Source organism: Candidatus Thiodiazotropha sp. AKIB8 (genome assembly GCF_058244675.1).
The window spans coordinates 36,880-56,080 of the sequence record NZ_JBSYOO010000028.1 but is presented as its reverse complement, the minus strand read 5'-3'; the positions used below and the strand labels follow the sequence as shown (position 1 = coordinate 56,080).

At 48.1% G+C, this 19,201-nt stretch carries 16 protein-coding genes and 1 tRNA gene; 14 read left to right on the top strand and 3 right to left on the bottom strand.

Features of this window, described 5'->3' with window-relative positions:
- The first annotated feature begins 12 nt into the window (after positions 1 to 12).
- The 5 genes from AC4IFB_RS05860 to galU all read left to right on the top strand — a co-directional run bounded on the left by AC4IFB_RS05860 (position 13) and on the right by galU (position 4,814).
- A complete protein-coding gene (locus AC4IFB_RS05860) occupies positions 13 to 1,044 on the top strand; it encodes a flagellar hook-length control protein FliK (RefSeq protein WP_490779649.1) in 1,032 nt (343 codons plus the stop codon).
- Between the two features lie 423 nt (positions 1,045 to 1,467).
- The gene (locus AC4IFB_RS05855; protein WP_490778270.1) at positions 1,468 to 1,752 is read left to right on the top strand and encodes a LapA family protein; all 285 of its coding nucleotides are present in this window, start codon (positions 1,468 to 1,470) and stop codon (positions 1,750 to 1,752) included.
- Positions 1,753 to 1,863: 111 nt separating this feature from the next.
- Positions 1,864 to 3,039, top strand: coding sequence for a lipopolysaccharide assembly protein LapB (lapB, locus tag AC4IFB_RS05850; RefSeq protein WP_490778271.1), 1,176 nt, complete (start codon positions 1,864 to 1,866; stop codon positions 3,037 to 3,039).
- Between the two features lie 51 nt (positions 3,040 to 3,090).
- Complete coding sequence (gene pyrF, locus AC4IFB_RS05845; RefSeq protein WP_490779648.1) at positions 3,091 to 3,798, top strand: orotidine-5'-phosphate decarboxylase; 708 nt, start codon at positions 3,091 to 3,093, stop codon at positions 3,796 to 3,798.
- Positions 3,799 to 3,929: 131 nt separating this feature from the next.
- A complete protein-coding gene (gene galU / locus AC4IFB_RS05840) occupies positions 3,930 to 4,814 on the top strand; it encodes a UTP--glucose-1-phosphate uridylyltransferase GalU (RefSeq protein WP_490778273.1) in 885 nt (294 codons plus the stop codon).
- 46 nt (positions 4,815 to 4,860) lie between these two features.
- Here galU and AC4IFB_RS05835 read toward each other — a convergent pair.
- A tRNA-Glu gene (locus AC4IFB_RS05835) sits at positions 4,861 to 4,935 on the bottom strand.
- Between the two features lie 154 nt (positions 4,936 to 5,089).
- Between AC4IFB_RS05835 and pcnB the strand changes: the two genes are divergently transcribed.
- The 6 genes from pcnB (at position 5,090) to panD (ending at position 9,909) form a co-directional block, all read left to right on the top strand.
- On the top strand, positions 5,090 to 6,400 hold the full coding sequence (pcnB, locus tag AC4IFB_RS05830) for a polynucleotide adenylyltransferase PcnB (RefSeq protein ID WP_490778279.1): 1,311 nt from the start codon (positions 5,090 to 5,092) through the stop codon (positions 6,398 to 6,400).
- 7 nt (positions 6,401 to 6,407) lie between these two features.
- Positions 6,408 to 6,890: a 2-amino-4-hydroxy-6-hydroxymethyldihydropteridine diphosphokinase gene (gene folK, locus AC4IFB_RS05825; protein WP_490779647.1), complete on the top strand. Its 483-nt coding sequence runs from the start codon at positions 6,408 to 6,410 to the stop codon at positions 6,888 to 6,890.
- On the top strand, positions 6,874 to 7,527 hold the full coding sequence (locus tag AC4IFB_RS05820; protein WP_490778275.1) for a deoxynucleoside kinase: 654 nt from the start codon (positions 6,874 to 6,876) through the stop codon (positions 7,525 to 7,527). The genes folK and AC4IFB_RS05820 overlap by 17 nt, the downstream gene beginning before the upstream one ends.
- 14 nt (positions 7,528 to 7,541) lie before the next feature.
- Positions 7,542 to 8,342, top strand: a complete 801-nt coding sequence (panB, locus tag AC4IFB_RS05815; protein WP_490778276.1) for a 3-methyl-2-oxobutanoate hydroxymethyltransferase — start codon at positions 7,542 to 7,544, stop codon at positions 8,340 to 8,342.
- Positions 8,339 to 9,196, top strand: a complete 858-nt coding sequence (gene panC, locus AC4IFB_RS05810) for a pantoate--beta-alanine ligase (protein ID WP_490779646.1) — start codon at positions 8,339 to 8,341, stop codon at positions 9,194 to 9,196. Before panB ends, panC begins: the two co-directional genes overlap by 4 nt.
- Positions 9,197 to 9,528: 332 nt before the next feature.
- Positions 9,529 to 9,909: an aspartate 1-decarboxylase gene (gene panD / locus AC4IFB_RS05805; protein WP_490778278.1), complete on the top strand. Its 381-nt coding sequence runs from the start codon at positions 9,529 to 9,531 to the stop codon at positions 9,907 to 9,909.
- A 215-nt stretch (positions 9,910 to 10,124) separates the two neighbouring features.
- Here the strand turns inward: panD and glgA are convergent, their stop codons facing one another.
- Positions 10,125 to 11,579: a glycogen synthase GlgA gene (glgA, locus tag AC4IFB_RS05800; protein WP_490779645.1), complete on the bottom strand. Its 1,455-nt coding sequence runs from the start codon at positions 11,577 to 11,579 to the stop codon at positions 10,125 to 10,127.
- Positions 11,580 to 12,048: 469 nt separating this feature from the next.
- Between glgA and pgi the strand changes: the two genes are divergently transcribed.
- On the top strand, positions 12,049 to 13,701 hold the full coding sequence (pgi, locus tag AC4IFB_RS05795) for a glucose-6-phosphate isomerase (RefSeq protein WP_490777481.1): 1,653 nt from the start codon (positions 12,049 to 12,051) through the stop codon (positions 13,699 to 13,701).
- A gap of 125 nt (positions 13,702 to 13,826) precedes the next feature.
- On the opposite strand, the gene glgB is transcribed toward pgi, so the two are convergent.
- The gene (glgB, locus tag AC4IFB_RS05790) at positions 13,827 to 15,998 is read right to left on the bottom strand and encodes a 1,4-alpha-glucan branching protein GlgB (RefSeq protein WP_490777482.1); all 2,172 of its coding nucleotides are present in this window, start codon (positions 15,996 to 15,998) and stop codon (positions 13,827 to 13,829) included.
- Between the two features lie 227 nt (positions 15,999 to 16,225).
- Here glgB and glgC point away from each other — a divergent pair, with 227 nt between their 5' ends.
- Positions 16,226 to 17,491: a glucose-1-phosphate adenylyltransferase gene (gene glgC / locus AC4IFB_RS05785; protein WP_490777483.1), complete on the top strand. Its 1,266-nt coding sequence runs from the start codon at positions 16,226 to 16,228 to the stop codon at positions 17,489 to 17,491.
- Entirely contained in the window at positions 17,481 to 19,196 is a 1,716-nt protein-coding gene (locus AC4IFB_RS05780) for a glycoside hydrolase family 57 protein (RefSeq protein WP_490779644.1), read from the top strand. The genes glgC and AC4IFB_RS05780 overlap by 11 nt, the downstream gene beginning before the upstream one ends.
- Positions 19,197 to 19,201: the final 5 nt, after the last annotated feature.

Here is a 19,201-nt window from a genome sequence, read left to right as displayed (position 1 = left end):
ACAGGTAACGCCATGGCACAAATACCTCTTATGCCCCAAATGACTGGTGGAAATTCATCTACTGCAATAACCAGTGAAAGCGAGTCAGAGCTATTCAGCCTCTCTGCAGAGGGTATGGTTATCGGTATTCCCTTCGATCGAGCATTACAGGAACTGCTCACCCCTCAGGATAGTGAAGGGGGGGTGCAACTGTTTGCTATGCAGATGCCGGTCGATGTGGAAAACCAGCCGCTGCCTATGCCTATGCCTATGCCTATGCTCACTCAGGATGGCAAGTTGTTGCCGCTGCCACAGCAGGCAGACGGCAAGCCATTGCCGCAAATCAGTGAACAACCTCTATTGACAATACAGGCAACTGAATTACCAGCGCCTGTCTCAGCAACACTTACTCAGAAGGTCCAAACAGAAGTTGCGGCACCAAAATTCGCCAATTTAGTTAATTATATCAACACTGAAAAACCTGTTGATCTGCTCCCCCTGATTTCTGCTGAGAGTAGCGATAGAGCTTCGCCAGAAGTCTCCCGAGGGAGTGATTCAGTATCTCCATTTTCCCTCAATGCATTATCTCAATCAGCCTCTTCTTCAGCTGTCAGTCGACCCGCCATTGCATTACCGCTGAATACCCCTGTGGGGCAACCAGGTTGGGACCAGGCTGTTGGTGAACGTGTCCAGTGGATGGTCAGCCAGAATGTACAGCAGGCTGAGATAAAGCTAACCCCCCCCAATCTTGGCCCGTTGGAGATCAGAATTTCGGTACATAATGATCAAACCAATGTCACATTCATCGCTGCACAGGCACCAACACGTGAAGCTTTGGAGTCTTCAATACCCCGTTTGCGTGAGATGTTCGGTGAGATAAATCTGAACTTGGCAAACGTGGATGTAGGTCAGCATCAGACTGGTGAGCCGGGCCGTGATGGTAGTGCGGAGGCTCAAGCTAGTGGTGTTGGGATTGACAGTGAGAGTTCAATGGAAGGCTGGTCATCTGATTCGAATTCCACACGGATTCAATCAGGCAATGGTTTGTTGGATACTTACGCTTGAATTGATCTTACTAACCAGGCCATAGATATTAATACACTCAGCCGTCGAGTGTTTGCTCACGGCAAGGCATCAAAACGCCGCTGTAGCCCTGAGTCTATTAATATCTATGGCCTGGTTAGTATATCACTACAGTTCAAGGGCCTCATTCTGAGGCCCATATTTAGAAAAACTCCCTGCAGCAGCCCATTTTTACCATTTGTTTATTCATTACGCTTAATGAAAGCTATTTAGAGGGTCATGAAAATGACCTATTTAGGTGCTGGATCAAAGGAATCTTGCCATAATTGCCTGGTTAATATTACTAACCAAGGTACCCTTGGTGCTTCTTAAAACATAAACTGTTGTCAAAATTTAATTTGTTTGGATGAAATATCCTGCACATTAAGCGAAAATGGGTAAAGTGATAGATATGCGGAATGGCAGATGCGATTCATAAAACTATTTATAGTGATTTTTATTATGATGTTCGGTGCTGTATTTGCCGTGCTCAATTCAGATTCTGTGCCTGTGAATTACTATTTTGGCAGCCGGGATCTTCCTCTCTCTCTGGTGTTGACCCTGGTGCTTGGGGCTGGAGTGATATTGGGCCTCATCTCCAGTATGGGGCGGATCGTCGGGCTTAAACGTGAAATACAGAGCCTCAAACGGCGTAGTGAGATGGTAAGCAAAGAGGTGAATAATCTCCGTGCATTGCCATTGAAAGAGTAACCTGTGTAGTGTTCATGGAACTGACTTTACTAATCTCAGCCTCAGGCATCTTCAATCGACACCTGTTTCTGACTGCTGATCGAGCGGGATTTGAACATCAGGGAGCTGTTGATGTATGAGGTGCTGTTACTACTACTGCCGGTTGCGGCCGCCTCTGGGTGGTATGCTGCAAGGCGTGGTATGGCAGTTAAAAGTCAGAAGAAGCCAGCGGAGATATCGCCTGTCTACTTCAAGGGCCTCAACTATCTGTTGAATGAGCAGCCAGACAAGGCTATCGATCTTTTCATAAAGCTGCTTGACGTTGATAGCGACACAGTAGAGACACATTTAGCCCTGGGTAACCTTTTTCGGCGCAGAGGAGAGGTTGAGCGGGCAATACGAATTCACCAGAATCTCATTGCACGACCAAGTCTGAGCAGAGAACAGCGAGCCCAGGCCCTGCTCGAACTGGGACAGGATTATATGCGTGCCGGTCTATTTGATCGGGCGGAAAACCTATTCATCGAATTGACTGAGCTGAAGCTCTACAATGAGCAGGCAAATGTCTTCCTGCTGGAGATCTACCAGCAAGAGAAGGATTGGAAACGTTGCCTTGAAGTAGCTGAAAAAATAACAGTCTCTCACTATCCGGCATTACCAAACTCGATTGCCCATTTCTACTGCGAACTGGCTGAACAACAGTTGCGTCAGCAGAACATGGCTGCGGCAGAGGGCTATCTCAAACGTGCCCAGCAGATGAAGCGCAGCAATGTCAGAGTATTAATGCTTCAGGCTGAGATAGAATATTCCAGGGGTGATTGTCGCTCGGTCATTCGATTGTTGAGACAGGTCGAAGGGAGTGATCCAGCCTATCTTTCCGATACCCTGCCGCGCCTGGTTGAGTGCTATAGGAAACTGAGCCAGCAGCAGGAGATGTATGACTACCTGCAACAGCTTTATCAGCGGCACCACTGTACTGAAGCGATGTTGATTCTTACAGATATGATTGCAGATACGGATGGGGAAGATGCAGCCGTTGAGGCTGTCCTCGACCATTTGGCCGAGACCCCTGATCTGAAGGGTTTGGAGCGTCTGGTCAGACTGAGTCTGCAGCGTAGTGAAGAGAGTCCAAGGGAGACATTGGATGTGTTATTGAGTTCCGTCTCTAAACTGCTTGACCAAGTGCCTGCGTATCAGTGCGAACACTGCGGTTTCACTGCGAAAAAAATTCACTGGCACTGCCCCAGTTGTAAGACCTGGGGCGCGATTAAGCCACTTCAATGTTTGGGTAGAAACATCAAAGGTTGATGCTGCCCGGCTACTCAACAGAATACTAACCCTGGTTAAGGAGTATTAACCATGAATGAAACAGGCTCTAGGGTCATTGTCGCGCTAGATTTTCCGCAACAGCAACAGGCCTTGGATCTGGTTGAACGCCTCGATCCATCACTTTGCAGGCTTAAGGTAGGCAAAGAGATGTTTACCCGATTGGGCCCTCCATTTGTCGAGCAGCTGAGAAAAAAGGGATATGATATTTTCCTGGATCTAAAATTTCATGATATCCCAAATACGGTAGCTGCAGCATGCGATGCCGCTGCTGATTTGGGGATATGGATGATGAATCTGCATGCATCTGGAGGACGAAGAATGATGGTGGCTGCCAGAGAACGCCTGGAGAGCCGTTCCAACAGACCTTTACTGGTTGCAGTAACCATTCTGACCAGTCTTGGCGCAGAGGATATCCACGAAATTGGTTTTACTGGTGAAGCTGCTGAGCATGTTGTGCGATTGGCAAAACTGACCGATGAAGCAGGGCTTGACGGCGTTGTCTGTTCGCCAAGAGAAGCGAGTGAGCTACGTCGTCATTTAAACCAGGATTTTCTGCTGGTTACACCAGGGGTTCGCCCCAGCAGTGCGGCTAAAGATGATCAGCGACGTGTGATGACCCCCGCTGAGGCGATTGGTGCAGGTTCAAGCTATCTGGTCGTGGGGCGTCCAATCACAGCGGCAGAAGATCCGATTCAAGCACTGAAATCAATTAATGCAGAGGTTGCGCAGAGCCTATAGAGAGTAGAGCTGATGCAGATAATCGGGTGTCATCTCAGAAACATCCATTGACAGTCTAAATCTGGCCCCATAGTCTTGTGCATCCATATTCTTATGTTCAGTTGAAACAGTTAGAAAATACAGGAGTTGTAATGGTTAAAAAGATTCGTAAAGCGGTATTCCCTGTTGCTGGATTGGGGACACGCTTTCTGCCGGCAACGAAGGCAAATCCAAAAGAGATGCTGCCGATTGTGGACAAACCTTTGATTCAATATGCAGCAGAGGAAGCTGAAGAGGCAGGGGTTACCTCGCTGGTTTTTGTGACTGGACGAAACAAGCGCTCAATTCCTGACCACTTCGATAAGGCCTATGAGTTGGAAAGTGAACTCAAAGAGGCGGGTAAAACGGCATTGCTGGAAAAGGTTCAGAATGTCTTACCGCCCGATGTCAGCTGTATCTATTTGCGCCAATCAGAGGCGTTGGGACTGGGGCATGCTGTGCTCTGCGCAGAACAGGTGGTTGCTGACGAACCCTTTGCAGTTATTCTTGCTGACGACCTTATTCAAGGGGATGACGGCATCGGCGCTATCGAGCAGATGGCAGAGATCTACGAACGCTATCAATGCAGTGTCATCCTGGTTGAAGAGGTGCCTTTTGAAGAGACCGGTAAATATGGCATCGTAGAGGTAGAGGATGATGATGGAGAGACCGCTACTATCACCTCTATCGTTGAAAAACCAAAGCCGGAAGATGCGCCATCCAATCTGGGGGTGGTAGGGCGTTATATTCTAACGCCACGAATTTTCTCACTGATCAAAGAGACTGGTCGTGGTGCCGGCGGTGAGATTCAGCTGACTGATGCGATCGCTGAGTTGATTAAATATGAAAAAGTCAGAGCTTATCGGGTGAAAGGGAAGCGCTATGATTGCGGCAGCAAGCTTGGTTATCTCGAAGCGACAGTCGAATTAGGATTGGCCCATGAGGAGTTGGGCGAAGGTTTTAAGAGCTATATCAAGGATCTAGCAGAAAAGCTGTAAAATGGATTAATATCAAAAAGGCCGCACTGTTGCGGCCTTTTTGGATTGGTACTCCCTAGGGGACTCGAACCCCTGTTACCGGCGTGAGAGGCCAGCGTCCTAACCACTAGACGAAGGGAGCAGCTTCTTACGAAAGGCGGTATTATACTGACTTGGTTGCCAGGCTCAATGACCTGGCGAAAATATCTTTGGTGAATCGACCCTTGAAACATGCTGCCAATTGGCTAAAAAAGACCTTTTCCAGATTGGTTAATGGCTCAGCCCAAACCTCTGGGCTGGATAATGGTGATCCTGCGTCAGTGTTATTGATACCCAGAGATGAGCATAATATTTCCCGCGCAAATATCAGTAAAAATGCGGTTAAGGTACTTTATCGTCTGAGTAAATCCGGTTATGAGGCCTATCTTGTCGGTGGTGGCGTTCGGGATCTGCTACTTGGCCGGGAGCCGAAAGATTTCGATGTGGCGACTAATGCTTTGCCGGAAGAGGTTAAGGAGGTCTTCAGTAACTGCCGCTTGATCGGCCGGCGTTTTCGTCTGGCTCATGTCCATTTTGGAAGGGAAATCATAGAAGTCGCCACATTTCGCAGTAACCTCAAAGACTCCGACGATGGTGGAGACCGTCGTATGGAAAATGGCAGGATATTGCGGGATAACGTCTATGGCACACTGGAAGAGGATGCGCAAAGGCGTGATTTGACCATTAATGCGCTTTACTACAGTGTGGATAACTTCTCTGTCGTCGATTTCGCAAACGGCATGTCAGATCTTCAGCAAGGGATTATCAGGCTGTTGGGCGATGTGGAGAGTCGCTATCGGGAGGATCCTGTAAGACTATTGAGAGTGATCAGGTTCGCTGCCAAGCTTGGATTTGTGATTGAACCACAAACCGAAGCGCCGATTATCAAACTCGCACCACTACTCAAGGATGTCCCCTCTTCGAGGCTCTATGAAGAGGTTTTGAAGCTGTTTCTGGGTGGTGCTGCCCTGGAAAGTTTTGAAAAGTTAAGACACTACGAGTTGTTTGGACAGCTTTTCCCAGCTACTGAAGAGGCTCTGTCCCACGAAGACCACGAGTTTCCGATCACCTTCGTCAGTCGAGGTATGGCGAATACCGATGAGCGATTAAGGCAGAACAAATCTGTCACACCGGCATTTCTTTTTGCCGTGTTGTTGTGGGAGCCGGTCAGGCTTAGGGCTGAAAGATTTCAGGCACAAGGGGCACATCCTGTGGAGGCGCTACAGAATGCTGCTTCTGATGTACTTTCTGAACAGTCACAGCATGTCTCGATTCCTAAACGTTTCAGCTATCCAATGCGCGATATCTGGCAACTTCAGGTTCGCTTTACGCAGCGTCAGGGTAATCGTCCTCAACGCTTGATGACCCATCCAAAATTCAGAGCCGCATATGACTTTCTGTTGTTGCGTGCAGAGTCTGGAGAGGTTGAACGAGAGTTGTCTGACTGGTGGACTCTCTATCAGGATGCAAACAGTCAGCAAAAGCTCTCTATGACAGAACAGGGAAACAGAGGCCGAGGTAAGCGGCGAAGAAGACGTCGTAAAAAGCCACAAACTATCGATGAGTAGTTGCTAAATGGTGGTTGCTTATATTGGCTTGGGTAGCAATCTGGATCTCCCAAGAAGACAGGTAGAACATGCGCTTGCAGAACTTGCCAGGCTGGATGGCGCTCATCTGGATGGCCACTCATCCCTCTATCGCAGTCAACCGGTTGGTCCACAGGATCAACCCGACTTCATCAATGCGGTCGCCCGGTTATCAACCACTTTAGAGGCTGAAATCCTATTGGATGCTCTACAGGCATTGGAACAGAGTCATCATAGAATCAGAGGGGAAAGATGGGGCCCTCGCAGTCTCGACCTGGATCTACTTTTATACGGCGACCAGGTTATCAAAACACCCCGCTTGAAAGTGCCTCATCCAGAAATTGCCAGGCGTAGTTTTGTCCTCTTGCCACTTAAGGAGATCGCACCAGAAGATCTCTATATACCCGGTGTGGGCACACTCCAGGACATTAAAATTGAAGAAGGGGAGGGAGAAGTTGAGCGACTCACCTGAGATGCCTCAATTTCTTGTTGTGGAGGGGCCAATTGGCGTGGGTAAGACCAGTCTGGTTCGTCGTCTGGCTGAACATTTCCAGAGTGAAACGCTTTTGGAAGGGGCAGAAGAGAACCCATTTCTACAGCGTTTTTACGAAAACCCTCGTGAAGCAGCACTGCCGGCTCAACTTTTTTTCCTGTTTCAGCGCAGCCGCCAATGGAATGGGCTTGTTCAGAACGATATGTTTCGGCAACGCCTGATTGCAGATTTTATGCTTGAGAAGGATCGTTTGTTTGCACAGATCAATCTGGACAGGGATGAGTTGGCACTCTATGAACAGGTCTATCAGCACCTGACTCTGCAAGCGCCACCACCTGATTTGGTGGTCTATTTGCAGGCACCGGTGGATACCCTGATGAAAAGGATAAAAAAACGCGCCAGACCTCAGGAGAAAACCATAGATGCGGACTACCTGAAGCGACTCTGCGATGCCTATACAGACTTTTTCTACTATTATGACCAATCCCCTTTATTGATAATCAATGCGGCGGAAATCAATCCCTTGGAGAGGCAGAAGGATTTTGATTTACTGGTTCGTCACATCAGTAGCGAGGGCGCTGACAGACGCTACCTGAATCCAACGCTATCTCTCTGAACGAGTAAAACAAAATGAGTAGAAAAAATATTACAATCAGAAGCTTACTGGATATGAAATCAAAGGGTGAGAAGATCTGCACACTCACCAGCTATGATGCCAGTTTTACCCGGCTTATTGAGTCAGCTGGCATTGAGGTAATTCTAGTGGGTGACTCTCTGGGTATGGTGATTCAAGGTCAGGAGAGCACTTTGCCCGTGACCCTCGAAGAGATGATATACCATACACGTAATGTGGCACGCGCCAGGCAAAGTGCTCTGCTGATCGCAGACATGCCGTTCATGAGCTACCGCTCCCCCGAATTGGCGCTGGAGTCAGCAGGTCTGTTGATGAAAGAGGGGGGGGCTCAGATGGTTAAACTGGAGGGGGGCGCTGTCCATTTAGAGACAATCAATCAGCTCTCCAGCCAAGGTATTCCTGTCTGTGGTCATTTGGGACTACTGCCTCAATCTGTACATAAACTTGGTGGTTATCGTGTTCAAGGACGCGGAGAGCAGGAGGCAGAGCGAATTCTGGATGATGCCATGGCTCTGCAGAAGGCCGGTATTGATCTGTTGGTGCTGGAGTGTGTGCCTGACAAGCTGGCAGCTAGGATCAGTCAGACATTGGCTGTGCCGGTTATCGGTATCGGTGCCGGAGTGGATTGCGATGGACAGGTATTGGTGCTGTATGACATGTTGGGAATCAACCCTCAACCTCCAAAGTTCGTTGAGAACTTCCTCCACTCTGGAAGAGATATCGAAGAGGCGATCAGGGCCTATGCAACTGCAGTCAAACAGGGTAGCTTTCCATCCAAAGAGCATAGTTTTACATGAATGACGATGTTTTAACTCTTTCCGAAATTAAAACCCTTCGCGATAGGGTTCGCGTATGGCGAAACAGCGGGGAGAAGATCGGTTTTGTGCCGACTATGGGTAATCTGCATGAAGGCCACCTGGCCCTTGTGAGGGAGGCGAAGAAGTGGTCACAACGCATTGTTGTCAGTATTTTTGTCAACCCTATGCAGTTTGGTGCTGGTGAAGATTTTGAAGACTACCCCCGCACCCTGGAGGCAGACCGACAGAAATTATCAGAAGCGGGTGTCGATCTTCTGTTTGCTCCGACAGCAGAAACAATCTATCCGGCGGGAAAAGAGGAGCAGACTCGGGTAGAAGTGCCAGGCATCTCCGATATCCTTTGTGGGGCTAGCCGTCCTGGCCATTTTGTTGGCGTGGCGACAGTGGTATGCAAACTTTTCAATATGGTGCAGCCAGATGTTGCTCTTTTTGGTGAAAAAGATTTCCAACAACTGATGGTAATTCGCCAGATGGTGGCTGATCTCGCTATGCCTGTGGAAATTGTAGGATTGAAAACGGTCAGGGAAGAGGATGGATTGGCGAAAAGTTCGCGTAATGGATACCTGACAGCTCAAGAGCGGGCGTCGGCGCCTAAGTTATTTGAGACGTTACAGCAAACAGCTCATGCGCTTTCGAATGGTGAGCGTGATTTTAAGCAACTCGAAACCGAGGCGCAGGAAATGCTGCTCTCCGCTGGATTCAGACCCGATTATTATGCCATTCGCAGCGCTGACCGGTTGGCACATCCCAGTCAAGATGACTCACGACTGGTTGTACTGGCTGCAGCATATCTGGGTAAAACAAGGTTGATAGATAATCTCATCTCTGAGTAAATGCTGGATTGTGATAAAATCGCAAAATAACTAGTAACATTATGTTTTTATAGTAAAAATTAGATCGTTTTGGTTAACTTGTTTAAGCTCGGATTCTGGGATCTAGCTTGAAAAACGAGTAACTGCAACCATATTGATAAATGGTAAAATTGGAAATAATAAAGAGACGATATTTGACTCGCATCGGCCAATTGCTGCATAGCAGCATTTTTTGATTGATAGCTGAGACGTTTTCACGGATAATTAACTGTAAATTTCAGTCTAAACTAGGGATCTATGGCCCGTTTAGGCAGGCAAGATAGTAATTTTCATCAATTTAAGGTCATGAATCCATGCAGCTGACAGTACTCAAGTGCAAGCTACACAGGGCATGTGTCACCCACTCCGAGGTGGATTATGAAGGCTCCTGTGCCATTGACGCCGAGCTTATGAAGCTGGCCGGTATTCATGAATATGAGCAGATTCAAATCTATAACGTGACCAATGGTGAGCGCTTTACCACTTATGCCATTCTGGCTGAGTCGGGTTCCCGTGTGATTTCGGTAAACGGTGCTGCAGCACATAAGGCTGAGCCAGGTGATCGCATTATTATTTGTGCCTATGCCGGACTGGATGAAGAGCAGATGCAGGGATTCAAGCCTGACCTCGTCTATTTGAACGAGGAGAACAAAGTTATTCGCACAGGTGACTCTATTCCTATCCAGGCTGCGTAATAGCGCTGTAAGTAGGCCTATAGACGATGGCACTTACTTAAGGGGATTTGTTACGTAGAACGAGAATTTTCTGAGGTAACCAAGCTATTTTGGTGGGGGCGGGGCCCCCCCAAACCCCGGAATTGTAAGGGTCGGGGGGGCCCCTGCCCCACCAAAACGGCTTAAGTAAGTGCCATTCGGCCTATAGACCATTTTGCTGGTTACTGACGGGGGAGTTAGAGTCCAGGGTCATCTATTGCTGTACGGTAGAGGTCAAGATAGTGTTGCGCACTGGCTTCCCAGCTCAAATCCTGTTCCATCCCGTTCATAGCTAAAATGTCCCAGTCACTGCCTGAGCGGCGATAGAAGTCGATTGCATTCTCAAAGGCCCCCCAAAGGCTGCTAGCGTCAGCATTATCAAATACAAAACCAGTGGCAGTGCCAGTTGCCAGTGTAGTTTGTGTCACGTTGATCACACTGTCGGCCAGTCCTCCAGTGCGCCGTACTATAGGTACTGTACCGTATCTCAGGCTGTACATCTGGTTTAACCCGCAGGGTTCGAAGCGGGATGGCATCAAGAAAGCGTCGCATCCTGCCTCAATACGATGAGAGAGGCCTTCATTGTAGCCAATGGTCACTCCAACACGACTGTGATAGCGATTGCTGATCTTCTCAAGTGCAGTTTGTAGTCCCTTATCACCTGAGCCCAACATGACCAACTGAGCACCTGAATCCATTATTCCTGGCAATATCTGCAGGATTAGGTCGACGCCCTTCTGATCGACCAGACGACCAATATAGCCAAAGAGTGGAATATGTTCGTCTTCCGGCAGGCCGAACTCACTCTGCAGTGCCAGTTTATTTCTCTGTTTTCTTAGAAAACTGTCGATTGAATAGGTCGTATCGATGTGGGGGTCGGACTGTGGATCCCATTCGTGGTAATCGATGCCATTGAGAATGCCGCTGAAATGACTCTCCCTGTGCTGTAATAATCCCTCCAATCCATAGCCGAATTCTGCAGTTTTAATCTCTTCAGCGTAGGTAGGGCTGACTGTATTAACCCGGTCAGATAGAGCGATGCCCCCTTTGATGAAAGAGAGTTGATCGTGGAACTCAAGTGCGTGATGGGTCCATAGAGAGTCGTCCAGACCCAATCGCAGGAAGGTGGCTTTATCAAATAGACCCTGGTAAGCCAGGTTATGGATTGTAAACAGTGTGGCTGGTCTGTTTGCATGTGGAGTCAGCAGTGGTGCGATCAACCCCGTCTGCCAATCATTGGCATGAACCAGATCAGGCTTCCAATCGAGTTTGGCATTGTCTAGAGCCACAGCAGCGGCAACGCGACAAAAAAGTGAGAATCGATCAGCATTGTCAGGCCAGCTGTAACCTTCCGGGGTGAGGTATGGATTGCCCTGACGATTAAACCAGTGGGGGGCGTCGACAATATAGATTGGAACCTGATGCAAGCCACAACGACCATAAAGCAGGCTGGCCTGGTCATCTCCCAGCTTTAAATCTGCAACCTTATTAATACCATCCGCTTTTTCAATTACCTCTGGATAGCCGGGTACAATCAGGCGACAGTCCATGCCAATATGGTTAAGCGCTGCAGGCAGGCTACCGGCTACATCTGCCAGACCACCAGTCTTGATCAGAGGTACCACTTCGCTGCTGGCATAGAGGATTTTCATTATTCTTCGTTATCCAAAAATTTTACTGCTTAAAAGTGCAATGTAATCACTTTTTCAATTCATTTCGCAACCATATTATCTCCTTGGCAGCCGAATAAGGCCAAATTTAAGTCGGCACGCTTCGGCTGAGAGTAAACTATTTGGTCGCCTGGTTATTACGATGCCATGTATTGGGTATTCATTACCAACACAGATTTTATCTGTTGGTAAGGGAGCCTTAAAATTAAAGTGTCATGATGGGAAGGGTTGAGTGATGAAACCAGAGCATTTACCCGAGATTAATCAGTTATCAGCTTCAACAGTATATCCAGTTGTCATTCCGGGTTAGTATGCGGGACTAAGCCAGCAAAGTGAGCCGTCGTTGGTGATTTTGCCGGCTCTTCCTTGATCTGTAGCGAGTATATTCTTACTATCCCGCAAATTCAGTGAGTATCATCGACCCCAATAAGACGATAAGAAAATAACGAACATGATAGAGATAGATCAAACGGACGAGTGGCAGGCTCTGCAAGCGCACTGGAAGGAGATGGAAGCAGTTCAGATGCGCGACCAGTTTCAACAGACACCTGAGCGCTCTGAGCAGATGTCGATCAGACAGTGCGGAATCCTGCTCGATTATTCCAAGAACCGGATTACCAAGCAGACCATGAACCTGTTGCTGGGACTGGCCAATTCGGTGGATCTGGATGGTTGGCGCAGACGTATGTTTTCTGGTGAGCGGATCAACATCACAGAAGACAGAGCAGTTCTTCATGTCGCACTCAGAAATCGTAGTAACCATCCAATCTGGTTCGATGCCGAAGATGTGATGCCCAGCGTAAACGCCATACTGGAGAAGATGGCAGGTTTTACTGAATCAGTGCGCTCCGGTTCCTGGAAAGGATACACAGGTCAAGCCATAACCGATGTGGTGAATATTGGCATTGGTGGCTCGAATCTCGGGCCCTTAATGGTATGTGAGGCATTGAAGTCGTATCAAAGCCCCGACTTACGGGTTCATTTTGTCTCGAATGTCGATGCCAGCCACATTCTCGATACCCTCAAAACTTTGAATCCAGAGACGACGCTGTTTGTTGTTGCATCCAAGACATTTACCACCCAAGAGACCTTGACCAATGCGCTGACTGCCAAGCAGTGGTTACTCGACAGGGTCAAGGATCCGGTTGCTGTAGCACGCCATTTCGTTGCTGTCTCAACCAATGCTGAAGCGGTTTCTGAATTTGGTATAGATACAGAAAATATGTTCGAGTTCTGGGATTGGGTTGGGGGTAGATATTCCCTCTGGTCAGCAATTGGACTACCCATTGCCCTGGCGATTGGAATGAAGCAATTCTATGAGCTTTTAGAGGGTGCACATGAGATGGATCAGCACTTTCTGCATGCTGATCTCTCCCAAAACATGCCGGTTATCATGGCCCTGTTAGGGGTTTGGTATGTCAACTTCGCTGACTTTCGCAGCCAAGCGATACTACCCTATGATCAATTTCTGAGATATCTACCTGATTATCTTCAACAGGCCGATATGGAGAGCAATGGTAAGCGGGTTACCCGCCTGGGGAGGCCTGTGGAGTATGCAACAGGGCCTGTCATCTGGGGCGCAGCGGGAACTGATGGGCAACACGCCTTCTACCAGCTTATCCATCAGGGAACTCAGGTTATCCCCTGTGATTTCATTATTCCGGTAAACAGTCAAAATGAATCAAGTGACCATCACCAAAAGCTGTTTGCCAACTGTCTCGCCCAGACTGAAGCCCTGATGAAGGGGAAGACCCGAGCTGAGGCTCGGCAGGAATTGGAACAGGCCGGTATGGAGGCTGAGAAGATTGTCGACCTGTTGCCGCATAAGATATTTCCTGGGAATCGCCCCAGTAATACTCTGCTGATCGACAAGATTACACCCTCACGTTTGGGATCATTAATCGCGCTTTATGAGCATAAGATTTTTGTTCAGGGCATGATCTGGCACGTCAACTCATTCGACCAATGGGGCGTTGAGCTGGGGAAACAGCTGGCTGGAGTGATTTTGCCCGAGTTAATGGAAGAGCAAAACGAATTGACCCATGACAGCTCAACCAATGGGTTGATCAACTACTTTCATCGCCATCGGCTGAAGAAGCCCTGAGCTTGGTTCTTGGTTAATAAGGTGCCGGGTTAATAACCAGAATATAGCCTTAACGACACCCAGGGTTAACCATGTAGATTAGAATGCTGTGTAATCCCCTGATGTTCAAGGGATTACTGTTGCTGTTATGGCATTCGTTTCAAAATAATGGCGCCCAAAGGGGGTAGGGTCAGGGTGATAGATTGATCTCGACCCATCCAGGGAGTATCTCCTGATACCAGAATTGATCCGTTACCCATGTTTGTCCCACCGTAGAATTCTGAGTCAGAATTCATTATCTCTTTGTATTCTCCTGCTTGATTGACACCAATTCGATAATCATCCCTGGGGACTGGTGTAAAGTTGAGCACGACAAGTATTTCATTGCCATCTCGATCTTTACGGATATAACTGAGAATGGATTGAGAACTGTCATGACAATCGATCCATTCGAATCCGGAAAATTCGAACTCAACCTGGTGCAGTGATGGGATCTCTTTGTAGAGCTTGTGAAGGTCAGTCAGTAAAGTACTGATACCTCCGTGCTGAGGGAGTTCCTGCAGATGCCAGTCAAGTGATTCATCGTCATTCCATTCACGCCCCTGTGCAAATTCACTACCCATGAAAAGTAGTTTTTTGCCAGGATAGGTAAACATATAGGTATAGAGCAGACGAAGATTGGCAAACCTTTGCCAGTCATCTCCAGGCATCTTGTCAATCATCGACCCCTTACCATGCACTACTTCGTCATGAGAAAAGGGCAACACGAAATTCTCTGTAAATGCGTAGAGTAGACCAAAGGTCAACAAGTCATGGTGGTAATGGCGGTATATCGGGTCCTGTGACATGTAGGAGAGGGTGTCGTGCATCCAGCCCATATTCCACTTCATGCTGAATCCCAATCCTCCCAGCCAAGTGGGTCGGGAGACCTGTGGCCAGGCTGTGGACTCTTCAGCGATCATCATGGTGCCAGGATGGAGATCATGGGTCACACTATTCAGTTCACGAAGGAAATCTACAGCTTCCAGGTTCTCTCTGCCGCCATACTGGTTGGGTAACCAGTCCCCTGGTTCACGAGAGTAGTCCAGGTAGAGCATGGAGGCTACGGCATCGACGCGCAAGCCATCGATATGAAACTCTTCAAGCCAGTAAATAGCGCTTGAAATAAGAAAATTACGAACTTCATTTCGACCAAAATTGAAAATCAATGTGCCCCAGTCACGATGCTCGCCTCTTCTTGGGTCTTCGTGTTCATAGAGTGCTGTGCCGTCAAATTCTGCTAGAGCATGTCGATCTTTTGGGAAGTGGGCCGGCACCCAGTCAAGCAGAACGCCAATTCCGTTTTTGTGCAGATGATCTACGAAATAGCGAAAATCATCCGGTGTGCCAAAGCGACTGGTGGGGGCAAAATAGCCGGTGGTCTGATAACCCCAGGAACCATCAAATGGATGTTCGGTAATTGGGAGCAGCTCAATGTGGGTAAAACCGATAGGTTTTACATGGTCGCATAGTTGATGGGCGAGTTCTCTGTAATTGAGAAAATTACCTTGCCCATCTCTACGCCAGGAGCCAAGGTGAATTTCGTATACAGACATGGGCTGCTGCTGCCAATTGGTTGTGGCTCGTGTTTGAATCCACGTTTCATCCTGCCAGTCATATTGGTCGTCAGAGATGACCACCGCAGCGGTCTCAGGACGTTGCTGGAAGAAATTGCCATAGGGATCTGTGCGCAGTGAAATATGACCCTCTTGGGTACGTACTTCAAATTTGTAGAAGCTGCCTGGCTCGAGTTCTGGGATGAACAACTCCCAAACGCCTGATCCTCCCCTGGATCGCATGCTATGTACGCGACCATCCCACTGGTTGAAATCTCCAACCACAGAGACCCGGGCTGCATTGGGTGCCCATACTGCGAAAAGAACCCCTTCGATATCATTGACTTTATGTGGATGTGAGCCAAATACCCGGTAGATGTGGCGATGCTTCCCTTCTTTAAAGAGGTGCAGGTCAAACTCAGGTAGTTGAGCTTCGAAGCTGTAGGGATCATGGGATTGGTGTGTTTGACCAAATTTATCCTGCCACTCCAGCAGATAGTTCTTTTCAACCTGGTTAGCTGGTAGAGACTCTAAAAAGAAATCTGTACCTTTCACCCGGGATATTTCCTGCTGTGTCCCTGCTAAACGGACCTGTTCAGCATGGGGCAAGAAGAGGCAAATCTGACAAACGCCATCTTTTACATGCTTGCCAAGTACCTCAAAAGGGTCATGATGACGCGCATCGTTAATACGTTTCATGGCTTCAGTGATTGTGTTTGTCATTTTGGTAGTCATCGTTGAGAAAACCTACTTCTTTCAGTACGCCTTGAAGGTAACATGATGTTACCATAGTCCAGGACTTGGCTTGTAAATTACATGATCCAGGTCGAGGTCTTTGCCTGTGATCACTTATTGGGTTGGTCAGGCTCAATCCATTGAGTGCTGGCGAATCTAAACGAACAGTTTTGGCATTAATAAAGTTGGCCAACCCGGCTATGGAGGAACACTCGATGATAGACCAGAGCCAGCGCTTTGTCAGTCGATTGACAAGAAACACTCTTGCGCTGATCTTAGCGGGGGGACGCGGTTCCAGGCTTAAGCACCTGACTAAATGGCGTTCTAAGCCTGCAGTTCCATTCGGCGGCAAATTTCGTATTGTTGATTTCCCACTATCCAATTGTATTAATTCGGGTATAAGACGGGTTGGTGTCTTAACCCAGTACAAGGCACATTCACTGCTGCTTCATATACAGCGAGGGTGGAATTTTCTGCGCGGCGAATTCGGCGAGTTCGTAGAACTACTCCCAGCTCAGCAGCGTATTGAGAGCAGTTGGTATGAGGGTACTGCTGATGCGGTCTATCAGAATCTGGATATTCTGCGTAGCCATAATCCCGATTATGTTCTGATTCTGGCGGGTGACCACATATACAAGATGGATTATGGCACCATGATTGCCGAACATGTTGAATCTGGTGCCGATATGACTGTAGGTTGTTTGACTGTTGACCTGGAGAGCGCCAAGGAGTTCGGTGTGATGACGGTGGACGAAGACAACTGGGTAAGTGAATTCGCTGAAAAACCAGCAGATCCAAAACCAATCCCCGGACACGACAATCTGGCGTTGGCCTCCATGGGTATCTATGTGTTCAACAGGAAGTTTCTCTTCGAGCAACTCATCCGGGATGCTGATACACCTCAATCTTCTCACGATTTTGGTAAAGACATCATTCCCAAGGTAATTGAAAAATATCGGGTATATGCTTATCCATTTACAGACTCAAGTAGTGGTAAGCAGGCCTATTGGCGGGATGTCGGTACCATTGACGCCTTCTGGACAGCGAATCTTGAATTGATCGGTGTCACTCCACCTCTGAATCTCTATGATCGCAGTTGGCCGATCTGGACCTATCAGGAGCAACTGCCTCCAGCTAAGTTTGTCTTCGATGACGAAGAGCGTCGTGGTATGGCGGTTGACTCGATGGTCTCCGGGGGGTGTGTAATATCCGGGGCTAAAGTGACCAATTCACTGCTGTTTTCAAATGTACGGGTCAACTCCTATAGCACAGTGAATGAGACCGTTGTTCTGCCTGATGTCAATATTGGGCGAAATTGTAGAATCAACAAGGCTGTAATCGACCGGGGTTGCGATATTCCAGAAGGCACGATTATCGGAGAAGATCCAGAGTCTGATGTTGAACGATTTTATGTAAGTGAAAAGGGTGTTGTATTGGTGACTCCGGAAATGCTGGGTCAGGTTTTACACCATGTCAGGTAGCAAGAAGCAGGACAATCGCCTGCAAATAGTCTTTTGTTGGCATATGCACCAGCCCTACTACAAAGGGCCAGAGGGTAGTGACTATCTTTTACCCTGGGTATACCTGCACGGATTAAAGGATTATTCCGACATGGCAGCGCATCTTGAGCATGTTCCTAATGCCAAGGCTGTGGTGAATTTCGCACCTGTATTACTTGAGCAGATTGACGATTACAGTGAACAGATTCAGGCTTGGTTAACACGGGGGCGTCTGATAAAAGACCCCTTGCTTGCTGCTTTGGCAGGCCCCGGACTTCCAGTTGATGATGAATCTCGCAAAGCACTGGCCAGTGCCTGTTTGAGGGCCAATGAGCAACGTTTAATTGGTCGTTTCAAACATTTCAATGAACTGGCGGATCTGGTTAAGCATACACTGGAAAATGACAAGATGGTTGGCTATCTGAATGACCAGTGCCTGATCGATCTTCTTGTCTGGTATCACTTGGCTTGGGTGGGGGAGTGCCAGCGGGTAAATGATATCCGTGTCAGATCACTGCAGGCAAAAGGGCATGGATACAATAATGACGATCGTCGACGCATGATGGAGTTGATAGGGGAAGTTCTGAAAGGGTTGCCTGGTCGCTATGCTGAACTAGCGAAAAGTGGCAATGTGGAACTTTCTGTGACCCCCTATGCTCATCCGATCATTCCTTTAATGATCGATATGGATGCAGCCAAAGAGGCTTTACCTTCCATACACATGCCCGAATTGGAGCAATACCCTGGTGGTGAGTCACGTGCACGATGGCATGTACGTAAGGGTTTGGAAGTATTTGAAAAGCATTTTGGCTTCAGACCAAATGGATGTTGGCCATCTGAGGGTGGTGTAAGTGAGGCGACTGTTAAAATGCTGGAAGAGGAGGGCTTCACCTGGGCTGCAACAGGTCAGCAGGTACTCAGTAACAGTCTGATGGCCGGAGGAGGGGACGCGCCCCTGCCCGATAACTGGGTTCACTCCCCATATCATGTGCAGGAAGGGCATCTCAATATGTTCTTTCGTGATGATGGACTATCAGACCTGATCGGTTTTACCTATGGTGAGTGGCATGCCGATGACGCAGTAGGGGATTTTATTAATCACCTGGTAAATATTGCGGATGCCTGTGAAGGTGACGAAGATGCTGTGGTCTCTATCATTATGGATGGTGAAAATGCCTGGGAGTACTATCCCTACAATGGCAGTTATTTCCTTAGTGCAATGTATAAGAGACTTTCTGAGCATCCCCGTTTAAATCTGACCACGTTTTCCGAGGTGTTGGAGCGACAGAAAAAGCTCTCCCCAAGATTATCGAAGGTCGTGGGAGGCAGCTGGGTCTATGGCACCTTTACAACCTGGATAGGCGATCGGGACAAGAACCGTGCCTGGGATATGTTGGGAGAAGCTAAAAAGACCTACGACGCAGTGTTGGAAAGTAAAACTTTTTCTGATGAACAGCTCCAGGAGATCGAAAAACAGCTGGCGATCTGCGAAGGCTCTGACTGGTTTTGGTGGTTTGGGGATTACAATCCTGAATCTACAGTGAGCGATTTTGAGCAGCTATTTCGAAGTCAGCTGTCACATCTTTTTGAGTTGTTGGGTGAGCCCATACCAGACTATCTCACCAAGGTTTTTGCAGTGGGCAATGGCGCACCAGTTCAGGGTGGAGTGATGAAAAAGAATGACTGAATCTT

What these genes read in the sequence shown, in the direction of transcription:
- AC4IFB_RS05860 (WP_490779649.1), top strand. Translation starts at nt 13, where the DNA reads ATGGCACAAATACCTCTTATGCCCCAAATGACTGGTGGAAATTCATCT.
- AC4IFB_RS05855 (WP_490778270.1), top strand. Translation starts at nt 1,468, where the DNA reads ATGCGATTCATAAAACTATTTATAGTGATTTTTATTATGATGTTCGGT.
- lapB (WP_490778271.1), top strand. Translation starts at nt 1,864, where the DNA reads ATGTATGAGGTGCTGTTACTACTACTGCCGGTTGCGGCCGCCTCTGGG.
- pyrF (WP_490779648.1), top strand. Translation starts at nt 3,091, where the DNA reads ATGAATGAAACAGGCTCTAGGGTCATTGTCGCGCTAGATTTTCCGCAA.
- galU (WP_490778273.1), top strand. Translation starts at nt 3,930, where the DNA reads ATGGTTAAAAAGATTCGTAAAGCGGTATTCCCTGTTGCTGGATTGGGG.
- folK (WP_490779647.1), top strand. Translation starts at nt 6,408, where the DNA reads ATGGTGGTTGCTTATATTGGCTTGGGTAGCAATCTGGATCTCCCAAGA.
- panB (WP_490778276.1), top strand. Translation starts at nt 7,542, where the DNA reads ATGAGTAGAAAAAATATTACAATCAGAAGCTTACTGGATATGAAATCA.
- panC (WP_490779646.1), top strand. Translation starts at nt 8,339, where the DNA reads ATGAATGACGATGTTTTAACTCTTTCCGAAATTAAAACCCTTCGCGAT.
- panD (WP_490778278.1), top strand. Translation starts at nt 9,529, where the DNA reads ATGCAGCTGACAGTACTCAAGTGCAAGCTACACAGGGCATGTGTCACC.
- glgA (WP_490779645.1), bottom strand. Translation starts at nt 11,579, where the DNA reads ATGAAAATCCTCTATGCCAGCAGCGAAGTGGTACCTCTGATCAAGACT.
- pgi (WP_490777481.1), top strand. Translation starts at nt 12,049, where the DNA reads ATGATAGAGATAGATCAAACGGACGAGTGGCAGGCTCTGCAAGCGCAC.
- glgB (WP_490777482.1), bottom strand. Translation starts at nt 15,998, where the DNA reads ATGACAAACACAATCACTGAAGCCATGAAACGTATTAACGATGCGCGT.
- glgC (WP_490777483.1), top strand. Translation starts at nt 16,226, where the DNA reads ATGATAGACCAGAGCCAGCGCTTTGTCAGTCGATTGACAAGAAACACT.
- AC4IFB_RS05780 (WP_490779644.1), top strand. Translation starts at nt 17,481, where the DNA reads ATGTCAGGTAGCAAGAAGCAGGACAATCGCCTGCAAATAGTCTTTTGT.